This window comes from Pseudomonas putida (assembly GCF_030159595.1).
In the GTDB taxonomy this organism is placed as follows: Bacteria; Pseudomonadota; Gammaproteobacteria; order Pseudomonadales; family Pseudomonadaceae; genus Aquipseudomonas; species Aquipseudomonas putida_AC.
Genome location: NZ_BSKJ01000003.1, coordinates 336,075 through 352,882, shown reverse-complemented (window position 1 = coordinate 352,882; position 16,808 = coordinate 336,075). Strand labels below are relative to the sequence as shown.

Annotated in this window: 19 protein-coding genes and 2 pseudogenes; 6 read left to right on the top strand and 15 right to left on the bottom strand. The window is 57.1% G+C overall.

Annotation, left to right across the window (positions count from 1 at the left end):
- Nucleotides 1–52: 52 nt before the first annotated feature.
- Nucleotides 53–1,423, bottom strand: coding sequence for a chromate efflux transporter (gene chrA / locus QQL85_RS09050; protein ID WP_284355713.1), 1,371 nt, complete (start codon nucleotides 1,421–1,423; stop codon nucleotides 53–55).
- A complete protein-coding gene (locus tag QQL85_RS09045) occupies nucleotides 1,416–2,357 on the bottom strand; it encodes a chromate resistance protein ChrB domain-containing protein (protein WP_284355714.1) in 942 nt (313 codons plus the stop codon). Before QQL85_RS09045 ends, chrA begins: the two co-directional genes overlap by 8 nt.
- A gap of 190 nt (nucleotides 2,358–2,547) precedes the next feature.
- Between QQL85_RS09045 and QQL85_RS09040 the strand changes: the two genes are divergently transcribed.
- Nucleotides 2,548–3,852, top strand: a complete 1,305-nt coding sequence (locus tag QQL85_RS09040; RefSeq protein WP_284355715.1) for an MFS transporter — start codon at nucleotides 2,548–2,550, stop codon at nucleotides 3,850–3,852.
- A 25-nt stretch (nucleotides 3,853–3,877) separates the two neighbouring features.
- Here the strand turns inward: QQL85_RS09040 and QQL85_RS09035 are convergent, their stop codons facing one another.
- The 3 genes from QQL85_RS09035 to QQL85_RS09025 form a co-directional block, all read right to left on the bottom strand.
- On the bottom strand, nucleotides 3,878–4,000 hold the full coding sequence (locus QQL85_RS09035) for a hypothetical protein (protein ID WP_284355716.1): 123 nt from the start codon (nucleotides 3,998–4,000) through the stop codon (nucleotides 3,878–3,880).
- A 67-nt stretch (nucleotides 4,001–4,067) separates the two neighbouring features.
- A complete protein-coding gene (locus QQL85_RS09030) occupies nucleotides 4,068–4,712 on the bottom strand; it encodes a hypothetical protein (RefSeq protein ID WP_284355717.1) in 645 nt (214 codons plus the stop codon).
- A gap of 11 nt (nucleotides 4,713–4,723) precedes the next feature.
- Nucleotides 4,724–5,461 carry a HupE/UreJ family protein gene (locus QQL85_RS09025; protein WP_284355718.1) on the bottom strand — a complete coding sequence of 246 codons (738 nt, stop codon included), beginning with the start codon at nucleotides 5,459–5,461 and terminating at the stop codon, nucleotides 4,724–4,726.
- 512 nt (nucleotides 5,462–5,973) lie between these two features.
- Between QQL85_RS09025 and QQL85_RS09020 the strand changes: the two genes are divergently transcribed.
- Nucleotides 5,974–6,291, top strand: coding sequence for a metal-sensing transcriptional repressor (locus tag QQL85_RS09020; protein WP_284355719.1), 318 nt, complete (start codon nucleotides 5,974–5,976; stop codon nucleotides 6,289–6,291).
- An 869-nt stretch (nucleotides 6,292–7,160) separates the two neighbouring features.
- Nucleotides 7,161–7,694 (top strand): hypothetical protein, encoded by a 534-nt coding sequence (locus tag QQL85_RS09010; RefSeq protein WP_284355720.1) that lies wholly within the window; start codon nucleotides 7,161–7,163, stop codon nucleotides 7,692–7,694.
- Between the two features lie 6 nt (nucleotides 7,695–7,700).
- Here QQL85_RS09010 and QQL85_RS09005 read toward each other — a convergent pair whose 3' ends face one another.
- From QQL85_RS09005 to QQL85_RS08995, 3 genes are read right to left on the bottom strand one after another with little or no spacing between them, the layout of a single operon-like run.
- A complete protein-coding gene (locus tag QQL85_RS09005) occupies nucleotides 7,701–7,937 on the bottom strand; it encodes a hypothetical protein (RefSeq protein ID WP_284355721.1) in 237 nt (78 codons plus the stop codon).
- The gene (gene umuC / locus QQL85_RS09000; RefSeq protein ID WP_284355819.1) at nucleotides 7,931–9,205 is read right to left on the bottom strand and encodes a translesion error-prone DNA polymerase V subunit UmuC; all 1,275 of its coding nucleotides are present in this window, start codon (nucleotides 9,203–9,205) and stop codon (nucleotides 7,931–7,933) included. Before umuC ends, QQL85_RS09005 begins: the two co-directional genes overlap by 7 nt.
- Nucleotides 9,195–9,623, bottom strand: coding sequence for a LexA family protein (locus tag QQL85_RS08995; RefSeq protein ID WP_284355722.1), 429 nt, complete (start codon nucleotides 9,621–9,623; stop codon nucleotides 9,195–9,197). The genes umuC and QQL85_RS08995 overlap by 11 nt, the downstream gene beginning before the upstream one ends.
- Before the next feature lie 102 nt (nucleotides 9,624–9,725).
- Here QQL85_RS08995 and QQL85_RS08990 point away from each other — a divergent pair, with 102 nt between their 5' ends.
- A complete protein-coding gene (locus tag QQL85_RS08990; RefSeq protein WP_284355723.1) occupies nucleotides 9,726–10,415 on the top strand; it encodes an SOS response-associated peptidase family protein in 690 nt (229 codons plus the stop codon).
- Here QQL85_RS08990 and QQL85_RS08985 read toward each other — a convergent pair.
- Nucleotides 10,409–10,633, bottom strand: a complete 225-nt coding sequence (locus tag QQL85_RS08985; protein ID WP_284355724.1) for a hypothetical protein — start codon at nucleotides 10,631–10,633, stop codon at nucleotides 10,409–10,411. The two genes, QQL85_RS08990 and QQL85_RS08985, sit on opposite strands and share 7 nt — an antisense overlap.
- Nucleotides 10,634–11,160: 527 nt before the next feature.
- Between QQL85_RS08985 and QQL85_RS08980 the strand changes: the two genes are divergently transcribed.
- Nucleotides 11,161–11,904, top strand: a complete 744-nt coding sequence (locus tag QQL85_RS08980) for a hypothetical protein (RefSeq protein WP_284355725.1) — start codon at nucleotides 11,161–11,163, stop codon at nucleotides 11,902–11,904.
- Here the strand turns inward: QQL85_RS08980 and QQL85_RS08975 are convergent.
- Together QQL85_RS08975 and QQL85_RS08970 are read right to left on the bottom strand one after the other, a co-directional pair.
- Nucleotides 11,888–12,062: pseudogene (locus QQL85_RS08975) on the bottom strand (DUF2514 family protein); the annotation flags it as partial. The gene QQL85_RS08980 and the pseudogene QQL85_RS08975 overlap by 17 nt on opposite strands.
- 38 nt (nucleotides 12,063–12,100) lie before the next feature.
- Nucleotides 12,101–12,325 (bottom strand): hypothetical protein, encoded by a 225-nt coding sequence (locus tag QQL85_RS08970; protein WP_284355726.1) that lies wholly within the window; start codon nucleotides 12,323–12,325, stop codon nucleotides 12,101–12,103.
- A gap of 100 nt (nucleotides 12,326–12,425) precedes the next feature.
- Here QQL85_RS08970 and QQL85_RS08965 point away from each other — a divergent pair, with 100 nt between their 5' ends.
- Nucleotides 12,426–12,905 carry a hypothetical protein gene (locus QQL85_RS08965; RefSeq protein ID WP_284355727.1) on the top strand — a complete coding sequence of 160 codons (480 nt, stop codon included), beginning with the start codon at nucleotides 12,426–12,428 and terminating at the stop codon, nucleotides 12,903–12,905.
- Here QQL85_RS08965 and QQL85_RS08960 read toward each other — a convergent pair.
- From QQL85_RS08960 to QQL85_RS08945, 4 genes and pseudogenes are all read right to left on the bottom strand, one after another.
- Nucleotides 12,893–13,426 (bottom strand): annotated as a pseudogene (locus tag QQL85_RS08960) (DUF2514 family protein). The gene QQL85_RS08965 and the pseudogene QQL85_RS08960 overlap by 13 nt on opposite strands.
- On the bottom strand, nucleotides 13,423–13,854 hold the full coding sequence (locus tag QQL85_RS08955) for a lysozyme (protein WP_284355728.1): 432 nt from the start codon (nucleotides 13,852–13,854) through the stop codon (nucleotides 13,423–13,425). The pseudogene QQL85_RS08960 and the gene QQL85_RS08955 overlap by 4 nt, the downstream one beginning before the upstream one ends.
- 120 nt (nucleotides 13,855–13,974) lie before the next feature.
- Nucleotides 13,975–16,281, bottom strand: a complete 2,307-nt coding sequence (locus tag QQL85_RS08950) for a hypothetical protein (protein WP_284355729.1) — start codon at nucleotides 16,279–16,281, stop codon at nucleotides 13,975–13,977.
- Between the two features lie 43 nt (nucleotides 16,282–16,324).
- Nucleotides 16,325–16,807 (bottom strand): hypothetical protein, encoded by a 483-nt coding sequence (locus tag QQL85_RS08945; RefSeq protein ID WP_284355730.1) that lies wholly within the window; start codon nucleotides 16,805–16,807, stop codon nucleotides 16,325–16,327.
- Nucleotide 16,808: the final 1 nt, after the last annotated feature.

Sequence of the window (16,808 nt, the reverse complement as noted above, 5' to 3'; positions counted from 1 at the left end):
AAGGTGCCGGCAGGCGATGGGTCATGAAAAGACGGCCGGCAACTGGCTGGGATCAAACACGCAACATGTGGACTGCCATGCCTGCCAGAGCGCAAGCGACTAGAACCTGGATCACACCCCGCTTGAAACGGAACAGGGCAATTGCTGCAGCAACCGCGATCACAGCTGAAGGCCAGTCAAACGCCCCATTGAATCCCTTTGGCCAAAGCACATGGTAGCCGAAGAACATGGCGAGGTTCAGGATCACCCCCACCACAGCAGCGGTGATGCCCGTCAGGGGTGCGGTGAATTTCATCTCGTTGTGAGTCGACTCCACCATCGGCCCCCCGGCAAGGATGAAGATGAACGACGGTAAGAAGGTGAACCAGGTGACGAGGCTCGCCGCGACTGCGCCGGCAAGGAATGGGTGTTCCGCACCAAACATCGGATGCACATAGCCACCGACGAAGCCGACGAAAGCAACCACCATGATCAATGGCCCCGGCGTGGTTTCCCCCAAGGCGAGGCCATCGATCATCTGGGTTGGCGTCAGCCACCCGTAGTGCCCGACAGCGCCCTGGTAGACATAGGGCAGCACAGCGTACGCACCACCAAAGGTCATCAGCGCGGCCTTGGTGAAGAACCAGCCCATTTGCGTCAGGGTGCCGTCCCAGCCAAACGACAGCGTCAGCAGCCCCATGGGCAGGGCCCAAAGCCCTGCACCGACCAGCAGCAGGCGTACCAGATGCCCCCAGTTGAAATGGGCATGCTCAGGGGGTGGGGTGTCGTCATCGATCAGAGCCGGGCCATAGCTGTTCTTCGCGGCCCCATGACCGCCACCGATCACGAATTTGCTTGGGGCGAAGCGACCACCCACATAGCCGATAATGGCGGCCACCAGCACGATCAGCGGGAACGGCACGTTGAGGGCGAAGATCGCCACGAACGAGGCGCCGGCCATAGCCCACAGCCAGCCATTTTTCAGGGCTCGCGAGCCAATCCGGTGGGCTGCGTGGACGACAATCGCCGTGACCGCCGGTTTGATGCCATAGAAAATCCCTGCGACTACCGGTACCTCGCCAAAGGCGACGTAGACCCACGACAAACCGATCAGGATGAACAGCGAAGGCAGCACGAACAATGCGCCGGCAATTACCCCGCCCCAAGTGCGGTGCATGAGCCAGCCGATGTAGGTGGCTAGCTGCTGAGCTTCAGGGCCTGGCAGCAACATGCAGTAGTTCAGCGCGTGCAGAAACCGCTTTTCGCTAATCCAGCGCCGGCGCTCAACCAGCTCTTGGTGCATGATCGAGATCTGCCCGGCGGGCCCGCCAAAGCTGATAAAGCCCAACTTGAGCCAGAACAGGAAGGCTTCATAGAGGCCAATCGGCTGCTGAGTCGCTTGCGATGGCGGCTGCTCGCTCACTGCGGAGGTGGTATCAACCATTTTGGGCTTCCTCACTTGCGAAAGCCGTCAGCAGGCCATCGAAGATGCCTCCGGCGACCATTGTCAGTTGATCGTCATCGCCGATGCTCTCTCTCAAGCCGGCGAGGACACGCTCGATACCTGGTGCTTCGGAAGGTTGGTTGCCCCCTACATCCAGGTAGTGGATGACGCCTGCCAGACGTGCCATGCCTGGCTGCTGAAGGGCAAAGCTCTCGATGAGGGTTTCGAAGGAAACCCGCAGGCCAACGTGGCTGAACCGGGCCCCATCAAAATCAAAGCCGAGCGCATCGCTTGGGCAGTCGCTGGGACTGTCCAACCAAATGAATTGGGCGTCGGCATCGATGAAGCGACGGATCAGCCAGGCACATGCCAACCGATCCACCCACGGGCGTTTTCGCGTTGCCCATCGGCGACCTTGGTATTCGCTGCGCTCCAGCTGGTTGATGGCCTCATCGTGCGCACTCGGCTCATCAAAGGACAGTGCACGACCAATCGCGGTCTCAAGCTCCTGCAGGGCCGAGTCGGCTTGGATCTTGAGCACGCCAGGGAAGAAGTCGATCGCCGCCAACTGACCGAAGGCCTTCCTGAGCTTGCGCACCTGCCGGGCTGTCTGCAGCGCATTATCCGGGGACAGGTCAGCTCGGCAGCCTGCAATTTCCTCCATCAGCTTGGCGTACTCATCGCTTCTGTCGAATAGCCCACTGAAGCGCTCCTCGCGTTCAGGCAGCGATAGCAGAAATGCCGTGCCGTTGATGGCCTGCACATCTCGCTCCACGGCTTCGAACGTTTCGCGGCCCACGCTTTTTTCCGGCAACAGGTACACACCATCCCGCAGCGCAGCTGCACCAGAGGCCTTTAGGGTTCTCCAGGCGCGCATACGCTCGGTGGCATTGGCCGTCGGCAGCCCAAGGATCAGTAGCGACCAATCAATCATGTAGAAGACTCAACGTAAAATGTATCTACATCTACATTAAGCTAAATCTAGCCAAACGCAACGGGTATTCATTGAGCGTGCTGAACAGCATGGAATCGCGTTGACCATATCCCCCCAGGGGGGATACGCTGTTGTCGATCTGATGAGGTCCAGGCGATAGAGATCGCCTCCAGCCGCGCATAGAGGTGCCATGTTATCTGTCCTGAAAAACCGCACTTACAGGCACCTGTTTATTGCTCAGGTGATTGCCTTGATCGGCACCGGCCTGGCGACCGTGGCGCTTGGTCTGCTGGCCTATGATCTGGCCGGCGCACAGGCCGGCGCCGTCCTGGGTACTGCGCTCGCGATCAAGATGGTGGCCTACATTGGTGTGGCGCCGATTGCCGGTGCGTTTGCCGAACACCTGCCCAGAAAAGCCATGCTGGTCTCCCTCGACCTGGTCAGGGCAGCCGTGGCGCTGTCGCTCCCATTTGTAACCGAAATCTGGCAGGTCTATGTGCTGATTTTCGTGCTGCAGTCTGCATCTGCCGCGTTTACCCCAACGTTTCAGGCCACCATCCCCGACATCCTCCCTGACGAGCGTGAGTACACCCGGGCGCTATCACTTTCGCGCCTGGCTTATGACCTAGAGAGCGTTATCAGCCCGATGCTCGCGGCAGCCCTGTTGACCGTGGTCAGCTTTCACAGCCTGTTCGGGGGCACCGTCGTGGGTTTTCTCGTGTCAGCGGCCATGGTGGTTTCAGCAGTATTGCCGGTAGTCGTTCGCGGGCCCAAACGGAGCATCTACGAGCGCACGACAAAAGGCCTGCGGATATTCCTGCATACCCCGCGCCTGCGCGGCCTGCTGGCCCTGAACCTGGCCATTGCTGCAGCCAGCGCGATGGTGATCGTGAATACGGTCGTGCTGGTTCAGGCGAAGCTTGGGCTGAATCAGAGCGCGATGGCCATGGCGTTGATGGCCTTCGGAGGAGGCTCGATGGTGGTGGCGCTGCTGCTTCCGCGACTTCTGGAGCGCCTCGATGATCGTAAGGCCATGCTTGCCGGCGGTGCGGTTCTGTTGGCCGGATTGTTGGTTGGGGCCTTCGTCTCCAGCTATTCGGCCCTGGTCGCTCTGTGGGTGGTGCTGGGCGCTGGATATTCCTTGGCACAAACGCCATCGGGGCGGATCTTGCGTCGGTCGTCTTCGGCCCAGGATAGACCAGCGTTGTTCGCTGCTCAGTTTGCCCTGTCGCATGCCTGTTGGCTGATTACCTACCCGTTGGCCGGGTGGCTGGGAGCCAGCGTCAACCTCACCGCTGCGTTCGTCGGTCTAGGTCTGCTCGCTGGGGTTGCATGGGTACTGAGCAAGTGGATTTGGCATCCTGATTACGATCATGAGGTTGTGGCGCATCAGCACGACGATCTATCTGATGACCATCCTCATGTCGCGGGTGGCAAATCTCACGCTCATTCGTTTGTCATCGATGAGCACCATCGGAGGTGGCCTCGGCGATGAGCCGTCCCTGGCTCTGGTTGGGTCATCAGTCGTGGGCGTGCCCATGGCCCGCGTTGTCGTTCGAGATCTCAGGCTCGGCATCGCCACAAGCGACGAGCAGGCTGAACAGTCCGACTATCGCAAGTGAGCGCAGCAGTTTGGTAGACATTTCGTAGATTCCACAGAGGTGTCGTGAAAGGGATCAAGGCTCGCACCAAGCGAGCCCTGACCTGTTTTCATTTCTTGAGGTTGAGGTAGTCGCCAGTCGTGTTCAGCACGATGGTGACGTTGCCCGAGGTACGGTTACGCCAGAACCAGCCATGGGTACCGTCGAACAGGGCGGTCAGCTCACCCTTGTCACCCTTCACCTGGCGACCCTTGCTGTAGCTGTGGAAGTCGCCCTGGGCCGCGTCATAGGTTTCGCCGTGGGTGTCGTGGTTAACCGGCCCCGAAGCATTCCACTCATAGGTAACGACAGTTCCCTTACGCATTTCGAGCTTGATCTCGCGCCCTTCGCCGGGCTCGAGGGTCAAACTGACCTCATCGTTTTTTGCCGCTGGCAGCACTGCTAGCTTGGCAGGCTGCACCGCTGCAACTGGTGGTACCGGGGCGGGAGCAGCTGAGGGAGCCGGCGTAGCAGGTGCAGGTGCTTTTGTAGCAGCCTCATCGGCCAAGGCCTCTTGTGCGAGGGAGATCTTGATCTCGCCCATCTGGGTAAGCCCCATGGCTCGGCCCAGGCCAGTTGGGTCGACGGCATACTCCGACGGCATGACCACGGTGACCAGAAGCCCCATCGCGACCGCGAACGCGATTGCGGTCGATCGGATGAGCTGACGGCTGCTCGGCAGTTCGCTTGCCGAAGGAAGTGGAGAGTTGAACATGTTCAGAATCCTCAAGCGGTAACAATCAGGCCGGTCAGCTGGTAACCCATCAGCAGGAAACCGGCACTCATCATGGCAACGTTGGCGGTATAGGCGTGACGCCAGAAACCACCGATTCTTCTCCAGAAGCCCATCACGATCAGGATGGCGCTCAGCGCGAGCAGTTGACCGATCTCAACCCCGATATTGAAAGCAATGAGGTTGGGGATCAGACCGTCGGCCGAGATTTCGTACTCCTGGATCTTTGTTGCCAAGCCAAAGCCATGCAGCAGGCCGAAGGCGAGCGTCGCGGCTTTGGTGTTCGGCTGGTAACTGAACCAGCGCTTGAAGGCACCCAGGTTATCCATCGCCTTGTAGACCACCGAGAAACCGATGATCGCGTCGATGATGTAGGAGCTGATGCTGATCTCCGTGAGCACGCCAAACAGCAGCGTGATCGAATGCCCGACAGCAAACAGCGTGACGTAGAGGCCCACGTCCTTGAGGCGGTAGAGGAAGAAGATGACGCCGAACAGGAACAGCAGGTGGTCATAGCCCGTCATCATGTGCTTGGCGCCCATGTAGATGAACGGGATCAGCATGACTCCAGAACTTTCCTGGATGAATCCCTTGTCGCCTTCCGCTACGGCGTGTGCCAATGCTTCAGGCATGCCGATGAGCAATGACGCGACGAACAGGAGCACGAGGAAGATAGGATGGCGTGCGCGCACGGCGAGCAAGCTCCCACCCGGAATGGAGTGTAAACGCATGGTTCAATCCTTTTTGCAGTGATCAAGAGCCGCAAAGCGGCCAGGGTCAGGAAGCAAAAGCAGGACGAGGTGGACGTTCGATCCGGAAGATTGGCGGGTGTGGTAACGAGTCGCCTGACCAGGCCAACGGCGTGGGCGGGCCGAAGATCGGCATTAGCTGCACGGTAGAAGAAAGCTGAGGCGTCTCGTGCTGATGGTCGGGCGTGAGCGGCGCGTGGTAGTGGTCAGCGCAGTGCGTGCAGCTCCACGAGTCCTTGCTGTGGTCATGCCCATGCTTCAAGGCCGAGGCCTCTTGAGCAGCGGCTTGAGGCGGTACTGCCAACGAATAGGCGTGCCCCGTCCAGGCCAGCATAAAGGCCATAGCCAAAGCCACGATCATGGTCGATGACAGGAAACGACGAGACATCCAGGTGCCTATGAGGCTGATCCAACAGCAAAGCTGCACGTTTGACCTAACCCCCCGGGGGGGATAGCATCGCCAGCGTAATGTATCGCCGACAGAGACTCAAGATATGTCCGATCACTCCCATGATCACCAACACGATGCCGAGCAGGGTCATGCCCATACTCACCAGAGCCATGAGGCGATCATCAAGCGCCTGAAACGGGCAGACGGTCATCTGCGCAGCATCATCGCCATGATCGAGGGCGGACGTGAGTGTGTAGACATTGCCCAGCAACTGCATGCGGTTGAAAAGGCGGTTTGCCAGGCCAAGCGCACACTCATTCAGGACCATATCGACCATTGCCTGGAAGATTCGGTTGCGGCCTTAAGCAAGGGCGATCGTTCAGCCCTCGACGAATTCAAGCAAATCACCAAGTACCTGTAGGGCTGTGTTCGAACTCACCGGCTACCTTAGGCTGTTTCTGGCGGCGTTCGCAGCGGCCACGTTGTTGCCCATACTGTCAGAAGCCGCGCTGATCGCGATGCTCGTGACGACCTACGCCAAGTGGTTGAATTCCGCCAACGACTGGGCTGAACTGGCGAAGCTGGAAACGAGCGTAATGGGTACAGGATTAAATTTCCTTCACCTTGCGCCCTTTAGTCATAAGGCATTCGACAGCGTTTGGGCCATACTCCACAGATGTTTTTTGGGGTTTGACGAGTTTTCGAGAGGGAGGAAAGCCCGTGTTTACGGGCCCTCCAGCCCATCCCGTCACACTGCTCCCCACTGGAAAACACAGCCATTGGTACAAAAATTGGTACGAGCTGTCTGTACATACATACAGCAGTTTTCGCGACCTATCCTCATCCTTACCGCCAACATCACCATGCAGTTTTTTAGGGGGTGTTTAGCGGTGACAAGGGGTTGATTTCATTGGTTCAAACGCCCCACCCCCCCCTCATTCCCCAGTCAGTGGTATCAGAATTGGTATCGCCAATCAGTACTTACAGCTTGCGTACCTATGGGTCTATCCTACGCTGGCTTGATTTCTGACACCCCCGATCCGGACGGCCCCTCTAATGCCTAATGCTTGTCCCTTCTGCCTCAGATCGCCGCCTGACATAAAGTTCAGTAATGAACATGTCCTGCGTGACAAACTAAACGAAACCTTCCCGCCGATTGAGAAAAGTGTTGAATGGGCGAACAGAGTTTCCAAACCCGACGGAACGGTATCGCTGACTAGGCGCCGGATTCCACAAGGGCCGTTTGATCGAACCGTTAACTCTGTCTGCAAGCAATGCAATGAGAGCTGGATGAACGCTCTTGAGGATGAGGTCGAGCACAACCTCTTGGATCTACTGCACGGAAGAACGATCAGTCCGCCCCAAAATGGGCGATTGGCACTAGCTCGCTGGGCAGTCAAGACAGCGGGCGTCTATTCACTTCTTCACAGGGATGCCCTGCCTGGTTTTCCGGATGAGCATTTTCCTCACCTGCGGAACAGCCAAGACCCTCCCCCGCTTACCTATGTCTGGCTTTGTCAGAGTGGATTCAGCCACAACAGCTTCATGAGGTACCTGCGGGGAAATGTCCCGTCAGCACCAGAGATGCCTTTCTACCTCTATACCTTGAGCATAGGCCGCGCTGTTTTCTACGTGTTGGGAGCCAAATCTCAAGCCACCATCTCGAAACTTCTGGTTGAAGTCGGTTCCCGGGATATGTTGGCCGAACGGCTGTGGCCTCCAACTGAGAACAGACCTATCGACCGACTTGTCGTGCAAACCGTAGATGAAATGGTGAAGTTTTCCGAACCGATCTTTCCATCCATCCAGCATCTATTGTGGTGACATGAATCACGCTTGTAGCGACAGATCATTATAGAGGTGGCCGCCCACCTCGCTCTCAAGCGCCCATAGCCGCGCAGACTCGGCAAACTCCAGCATGTCGACGAGTTGGTCTGCATCAATGTCGCTGCGTCTGTGCGCGGAAATCGCGAGCTCGGCAAGCACAGCCGCCCGCTCGTCGGGATCCGCCACTAATGCCGACTGGTCATTGGGTTCGGCCAACCAGGCCACTGGCAGGCTCAACACTTGACCGTCCACAGTTGATCAACCCGCGTCGTATAGGATTGGCTCATCATCTCCCTCCTCATTCCCCAGTCCGGCGTGGTCGGCACGCTGGCGGCCCGCATAGTCCCCCTCCCCCAGCGCTCGTTGATGTCATCCATCACCTGCATCAGTCGGTCACATGCAGCCGATTGCTTGAGCGCAAACAAATCCTCTGAAAACTCACCTGGTTGCCGCAACTCCATCAGCAGCACCTCTGCCTTGCTGTACCGAAATCCGGGCCTGAAGATGCGGTCGACCGCTTCTGTGGCCAATCGAGTCATCAGCAGCGTGTCGCAGGTAGGATATGGCAGTTCAACCAGGGCACCCTGAGCGTGGTGCGCCTCGTCCGGGTTAAACATTCCGGTGCGGATGCTCACGCGCATGCGCTTGCACACTGAGCCCTGGGCCCGAAGCTTTTCTGCTGCCCGACCAACATAGGTGGCCACCGCCTGCTTGATGGGCTCCAGCTCAGTGAGGCGCTTGCCGAACATCCGGCTACAGCAGATTTCCTGTTTCGGGGGCTCGGCCTCGTCAAGCTCCAAGCACGGCGTGCCAGCCAGTTCGCGAGCAGTCTTCTCGACCACCACACTGAACTTCTGTCGCAAGGTCCAGACATCAGCCTTGGCCAGATCCATCGCAGTGTGAATGCCCATTGCCTCGAGGTGAGCAGTCATCCGCCGGCCAACACCCCATACTTCCTTCACTTCGGTATTGCGCAGCACCCAATCGCGCTTGAACGGATCGGTAATGTCCACCACACCGCCAGTCTGCGCCTGCAGGCGCTTGGCCGTGTGGTTGGCCAACTTGGCGAGCGTCTTCGTGCCAGCTATACCGACTCCCACGGGGATGCCGGTGCACTGGAAGATCCTGGACCGCAGCTTCCGCCCGAACTGGGTTAGGTTTTCCTGTACTCCGGACAAGTCAGCGAAGCATTCATCGATGCTGTAGATTTCGGTGGCAGGCACCATTGATTCGATCAAAGTCATGACGCGTTCACTCATGTCGCCGTACAGCGCGTAATTACTGCTGAAGGCCATGACGCCATGGCGGCGCAGCTTGTCCTTCGCCTGGAAGTACGGCTCGCCCATCTTCACGAATGGCTTTGCATCGTACGACCTGGCGATCACGCAACCGTCGTTGTTGCTCAACACGATGATCGGCGTCTTGGCCAGGTCGGGCCGGAACACGCGCTCGCAGCTCGCGTAGAACGAGTTGCAATCAATCAGCGCGAAGACCTGGTCACTGCGCATGGTCGCGAACGCTGTAACGGACAACGCCCCAAACGACGAGCTCATCGCCTTCCATGATGTACCGCGGTGGATATGCCGGATTTTCCGACTTGAGAATCACCACCCCTTCACGGCGATACAGACGCTTGCAAACGGGCTCGCTGTTGACCGCAGCGATGACAATGTCCCCATGCTCCGCTTCACGCCCGCGGTCTACGATGACGATGTCACCTGAATAAATCCCAGCCCCTTGCATGCTATCGCCCTCCACTTTCACCAGATACACATGGGGCGCACGGAGGTCGAATAGCTCATCAAGGGAGATATGGCCTTCGAGATGGTCCGCTGCAGGCGAGGGGAATCCGGCCGGAACGTGAAACGAATAGAGCGGCAGCGGCTCGGTGCCGCCGGTTGGCGTACCCAGGAATGTGATGGTCATGATAGAAGGTCCAATGCGAACTGTATGTATATACAGTAGATATGGCATCGCCTGCCCGGTCAATCCAGGCCGTTAAAAATTCTGACGGACGAGAGGTGAAGTATGTGCGGAAGGTACTCGATCTACGAGTCGATGGATGACTACCTGCGGCAACTGTCACTGGACCTGATCGTGATTAATGGCTACGACCACGAGCCAATCAGCCGCTACAACGTGGCGCCGTCTACCCGAGTCGAGGTCATACGCCAGGTAGGTGGTGGACTGAACGTGGATCGGGTCAAATGGGGATGGTCGCCATTTTGGGCGAAGGGGAAGAGGCCGGACCCGATTAATGCTCGGGCCGAAACGGTTGTAACAGGGGAATTCTTCAAAGGCCTGTGGCCAGGTGGCAGAGCTCTGGCGCCAGCGAACGGATGGTTCGAATGGATACCCGACCCAGTAGACCCAAAGCGAAAACAACCGTATTACATCACGAGCGTGGATGGTGCCCCGCTTTACTTCGCTGCCCTTGCAGATGTGCACCAGGGCACTGAGCCGGACGAGCGCGACGGGTTCGTGATTATCACAGCGGCGGCAGACCAGGGGCTGATCGACATCGATGACAGAAAGCCCTTAGTGCTCACGCCAGAGACCACTCTAGAGTGGCTGGACCATACCACGTCGCCTGAGCGCGCTGCTGCGATCGTGGAGACGGGATGCCGCCCGGCTGAGGACGTCAGGTGGTACCCGGTGGGCAAGGCCGTGGGGAATGTACGCAATCAGGGAGCCGAGTTGATATGGCCGACTCAGTGAAGAGGCGGCAAATTCTTTCCCCGGGCTTTAGCAATCACCCGAAGCTGATAGTCGGACACGACTTGGAACAGCGACTCAGCCAGCAAGCGTAGGCGCTCGACCTCTTCAGGTGGCGCACCACGGTCCTGAGCCTGATGATACTGACGCATGGCGTCGATAGCCTGCTGGATCAGCGGCTCGCCGGCCTCGACCATCCCAATGAAGGTGCGCTTGTCCATTACCCTGCCCCAAACCAGTTACTCTGCGAATCTTAGCCTCCTGCCGGAGGATTTGCCGGCCCTCCAAAATTCCCCCACATCTTTGCTGTGGCAGACCATCCGAAGGAAGTGCTATCGTTCGGCCACTTCGAGATGCTGGCCCGATCCTACCGGGCCACAACAAGCCAGTTGGGCCGCCGTGCCAACCCTCGCTGGAAGAACCCATCGTAGCTGGGAAACAGGGAAATAGCGGCGAAGTCTGGACCTCCTCGCCAACTGCTACATGAGACCGGGAGAAACAGCTAGAGGAGGGCGCCCAATGGGTGTTTTGAATCAGGCTGGTTCAGCAGCTTTACCCAAACGCCTCACGGCGTTTGGCGGCGTAGTCTGGGGTCTTTGCACCTTCGGGCTCGACCCGGTAACCGCTGTTGTACTGGGTCTCATCGCCGCTATCGTTTTAGCGAAGGTGTAAAGCTAGGCCGCCGGTCGCGTGCGAATCCGGCAGCCGGACCTACAACACTTTACGGCGTCGCTGGAGCAATCGTCTCATGGACGAAATAGAAAACCCGATTAAAGAGCTGTTTGATTTACTAGAGTTGATGCTTCAGCACAATTCAGCCGACAGCTGCCTGAATGTGTGGGCTAAGGCTCTGAAATTCAGCAACTCCAACACGCACGATGCGATTACTGCATTAGCAGAAGTGCTCTCATTGATTGAGCGCTGTAAAGTTGCCGCACAGCATATTCCAGGTGATAAAGATCTTTTCCTGCAGCCCTTATCCCGCGTGCAAGAAATGATGAAAAACCAGAATATAAGTAATGCTTGGCAAAATAGCGCCGCCTATTTAGACGGCGCTACAATGACCGGCCTTAAGTACGGCATATATGCAATTAACCAATTCTACCCTGGTGCTCAGCCTGAGAAATCCTCAAGCATCAGGGATTACGTCAAAAGAATCGACGATTTACTTGAGGAATTCCTTAGCTCAGATCTTCCTGATGAGGTTAAAAATCTTTTCGCCAAACATTTACATGCGCTGAGTGCGGCCCTCACAAGCATGCGAGTCAATGGCACAGAAACTATTGAGGAAACCCTCGACGCTATTTATGGCTCGCTTTATCGACGATCAGACTCAATCAAAGAAGCATCTCCAGGAAACGAAGGAATTATTTGCAGGTTTATGGAGATGCTCGGGCATGCGAACGAGCTTGTCTCAGGCTGGCAGAATGCGACCGCTCTAGTCGCTTACACCAGCCCGATGCTACTGCCACTTATCAAAACGGTAACCTAAGGGCCAAACTTGCTATTAGGTGAGTTAAAGCGTCATATCCGCGTTCGCACTGTTGACCGCCGATAATGGCGGCGGTCATAAGCTTTAGCCAGTTCTCCCGCTCGTTTGTCAGCCTGTACGAGCAGGTCGGAGAGCATCATGGCGGTGCGGGTGGCTGCCAGACACTACCTACAACAGTTATCCGGCAACGGGTGGTCTAGTGCAGCGGTGGCAAATCCTTGCCGCGCGCCTTGGCAATGACCCGAAGCTGGTAATCCGATACCACTTGGAACAGAGATTCAGCAAGCTGATGCAGGCGCTCCACTTCTTCTGGCGGCGCGCTCCGGTCCTGGGCTTGATGGTACTCACGCAGGGCATCGACGGCCTGCTGGATCAGTGGCTCGCCGGCCTCATTCATCCCTATGAAGGCCCGCTTTTTCATAGCCCTGCTATAGCTACTTGCCGTTATTAGGCGCAATTAAAGTTATTATCACGCATGCCGATAACGACTCCACACCCAAAACTATTGAAAGGAGTTTGATATGGGGGCAGTAATAGCCATACTTTTGATATCGTTAGCGCTTCATTCCGTTATCACATGGCTTGGAAAGCGAGCTCCGGCGATAGTGTATTTTATTGAAGATTTCAGCGGGACAATTTTGCTATACTGCATCCTCACATGGGTAGGTCAAGCCGACAACACTGACAAGCAAAAGCCGAGCATGCTGTTCGCCTACACAGCACTATACTTCTTCTTTGTATTTATTTCCAAAATATCAAGATCTACACTTTACGAAGAAATACCAACAAGAAATAACCGAATCAGCCTTTTAGCAGAGTTCAGCCTCTTCATTGCGTCAGCTGCATTAGTGCGAATTATAAATCTTGCTACTGGAAGCTTCCTATTACCAGAAAAACACACCTTCATATACTTGATGCTAGTCATAGCCACCTACTACATAATGGAAAAGCTCTACATCAAACACAGCAAGACCAAACAACCAGACCATCAGAAGAGTTGAGGCTTCTTCTTACTCGGACTCATCTCATCATTAATCCTTTCACAACTTAGTCCTGCTATTCCACTTCGCTCAAGCGCTGCTGCGCAGCTGCTCGCCATTCGGTCAGCTTCTTCAAGCAATCCCCCGAGCACCACGACGGCAGAGGTTCCTGCCTGGCTCTGCTGGGCAGCGATGGCATCACAGGTGGCTCGGCGGCCATCCCGCAGTCGGGCGATTTCGCCGCGCAGCCCGCCAGCAGCAGACTCAGCAGCAGCGGCGCGGCCTTGGGCCAGTTCCAATTTCTGTCGTGCACTCTCACCCTCCTCGTCCGCCACGGCTTGGCGGCGCTGTTCCTCGGTGCGGGCTTGGGCGGCGGCGCGCCGGTCTCGCTCAGCCACCTACAGCCGGTAGTCGGACAACTCGAGCCTTGCGGCCGAGGCCTCCACTTTTCCCGCTCCTACGCGAATCTCCTGGCCTCCCGCCACCAGCGCCAGCCCGGTCAACCACCAGCACCAAGCCGGTACCGCGCCGAGCCAGTTCACGCCGTCTCCAAGAACAGCTCGCGCTCGGCTGCACGTCGACGGACCAGCCCAGGCAGCACCTTGCCTCCCGCCTTGTTCCAGCGAGGGAGCTGGTCGGCAGCGGCTGGGTAGCTGCCAGCATTGAGCAATCGGCGGAGCGTGGACGACTCAAGGTTGGCCGCTCCCAAGTTGTAGGTGAAGCTCATCAGGGCGTCCCACTGGTTCTGGTTCAGCGGCGACGTGATGAGGCGCTCAACTTCCGGCTCGAAGCGCTTCACGTCGTTCAGCAGCATGCGTTCGGCCTGCTCCTTGCTGATTTTCATGCCAGCCTTCACGCTTCGGGTGGCGCCGTAGCCAATGGTCCAGACACCAACTGAATCCTGATAGGCCTGCAGGCGCAGGCCCTCGAACGACTTGATGAGGCTCAAGCCACGTTGCGATGTACGCATTGGGTTTTCTCCAGGCAAAAAAAAGCCCGCGCTGAGCGGGCATTGAGAAGGATCTGCAGCAGTTGCTGCTCTGTTATTGGCATTCATTTTTCAAGAGGACCGCCCTTGCCAGCGGCTCTGTTAGCTGACGAGGCTCGCGCCACTAGTCTTTACTGCCACGACCTTCTCCGTCGGCATCTTGATCGAGAGCCGCGAGTCGAACTCCGCGAAGGCCGTATCGGAGAAGAAGTGGAACCCTCCGCGCCACCTGTAGCTTCCCCCTGGCGCAAGGGGGACCGCGATCGAAGCCACCGCTGCGTGATAAAACTTGGCTCGATCCGGTCCCGGCCCACGGATGAATGGCGCGGTAGGGTGAACGTATTCGCCATTGCCTACTCCATACGATCTATCCATCCAGCTCGCCATTGTCCCGTATGTGGACTTTGTCAGCAGAATCCACGCTCTCGGGTAGCTGGTCCTCGCCCCACTGCTTACCGTTGTATCCTTCGCAATCCTCGCTGGTGTCTGGGATTCAGGCATCATTTGCGACACGTCGAACCCACCGAAGTAGTGCTGGGGGCCGTTATCTGTGCGGACGATGATGTCTTCCTTGGCGATGATGTCGGCGTGGACCCTCGCCCCGCTACCGGAAAAATCAAGGGAGAACACCTGGTCGGCCACATACCTTCCTTCGGTAGTGGTGTTGTAGGCCATGAGCTCGTTCCAGATCATGCCTTGCAGAACGTTGGCGAAACCAGACGATGGGGACTCAATGATCTGGCCGTCAGCGAACAGAGTGAACGAAGCGTTTCTTGCAGTTGGCGAGCCCGCTGTGTTGCCGTCATTGCCGTGCGCACCCCCGGTGTACATCTGCGCATGACCGTCGCCGTTGTTTACCGCCTCGATCTGCATCGGCGGCAGATAGTCCGTCACAATTTCGGTCGCCCCAGTGATCGGCCCCCATACCGCTTTCGACAGATCTGCAACCTTCGCCGCGATTTCCACAGTGTTGATATCTGGCAGTTGGTTGATCGCGGCAGGCTTCAACGTGACACGGTAGGCGTTGTTTTTGGAGTTGTAGGCGTAGGTCAATTTCTTAACAAAGGGATCCCATGTGAAATAGACGCCGGTCTTAACGATTTCGCCCGAAGGCGTTGCAGCGGGAGCTCGCTTGTATCGGCTCTCGTCGATGATCCAGTTGCGGGCTGGGAAGTTGGGGTTGACCGAAGCGAAAAATGCTCCATTAGCGGGGATTTTCGCGCCGTCCAGGGTGATCTTGACCACCACCGCAGACTTCTTGGAACACTCAAAGGTCAGCGTTTGAAAGCCCCCAGTTCGGCTTACTACGCCTACGTTGATTACATATTCGTGGATGGTAGTGGCGTTTCCGGAAGCCTCATAAACAGACCGCTCAAACTCTTCAATACGAAATCCCAGTGAAGCCTTGTTTGGATCTACTGGAGTTCCCGGGTGATCCGGCACCACCTCACTAGCCACCACATACGACACCCGGTAGAGTTTCCCTGCCTCGGCGCCGAAGATTTCCAGATCAACGAACAAGTCGCGAAATGCCTGGTAGTCTCCGTTGATAACGCCCCCGCGCGGCAGCGTGGCGTTAAGCGGGAAGATTTTTCCTGCGTTGACTGAAAGCGTATCCACCTGCGGCGACTTGTATTCGGAGGCGTAGGTGTAGCAGCTCTCGTCAATGATCCAGGACCAGGCATCGAACCCTGAGTTCGAATTGGAGTTGATTGGCGTTCCAGCAGCAGGCAGGCCGGCGGGGTCGACCGTAATCTTGAACTGCATTTCCGGCCGGGAAGTCGGAACCAGTACCACTGTTTGAATGCCACCAGCCCGGATAATTTGCGGCTGCGTCCCAGTAAGCGGGATCAACTCAATCCGACCTGCTGCAGTTGTCGCGTAGGTAGCCGAGTCGTATTTCTCGATGATCCAGTTGAAGCCATTCACACCACTTTCGTTCCCCTGGTAAGAAAGGCGGTAGTACTCGCCTTGCCGGGCGTTCACCACGACCACATCCAGAATCAACTTATTCCAGGAGGTGCTCTGCGCAGACGTCACGCCAGCTCGAGTTTTTTGACGCAGCGGGTATCCCTTACCCCGGTTTATGGTTAAGCCGTCTGCTACGAACGAGAGAATCGAGTTGATTTCAACGGCGACACCAGCGTCGTTACGGTAACGGGTCTCGGCCTTGTCACCCGTGGACGGTACCGTGAAGAAACGGTTGTCAGTCCCGGTGCCGTTGGTCTTCGTCAGGCCGTCGGCAACAGTTGGGTAGGTGCCAATGCTGGCCAGGAACTCGGCATAGATCTTTTTCAGGGTTGGCTTGGTGATGCCGTTGATCGTGACGAAGTCAGCGTCGGACACGAACAGCGCGTTGGCAGTGGTGACCAAGTCATGGAACAGCTGTTTGTCGGCAGCTACGCTCATAGAAACTCCAGGCGAAAAAAAACCCGCATCAGCGGGCGAGCATTCAATTGATCTGGGCTCCAGGCCAAGACTTGGTGTACCAACGCATAAGCTCGGCGGTTAGAGCTGCGTTCATGACCGGCAAAGGCATCCCAAGGAGCAACTCTGCGAGGGCATCCTCATCGACAATGGGCAACTCAAACAGCTCCAAGGAAGCCGTGTATCGCCACAGATCGTCACTGACAAACTCTGGCCCCTCATAAATATCGGTGAATCTGGAACGGGTCGGCTTAAGCCCTAAGGGTGTTCTGATGGGACAAAGAAACCAGTCTACCCAGCCGATCTCCCACTTACACCACCCCTCAAACAACTTGGCTTCTTCGGTCGACAAGATCCAACTTACTCGCAGGATGGTTGGAACACTGCCAAACCGACGACGCTGCATTGCCCTGCCACTCGCCATCGTTGTTCGAACTATTGGGCTGACTGGCTTGAAGCCGTAGCCGTCAGCAACTGGCAACGGAAGACCATCAGGAAGTAACAGCATC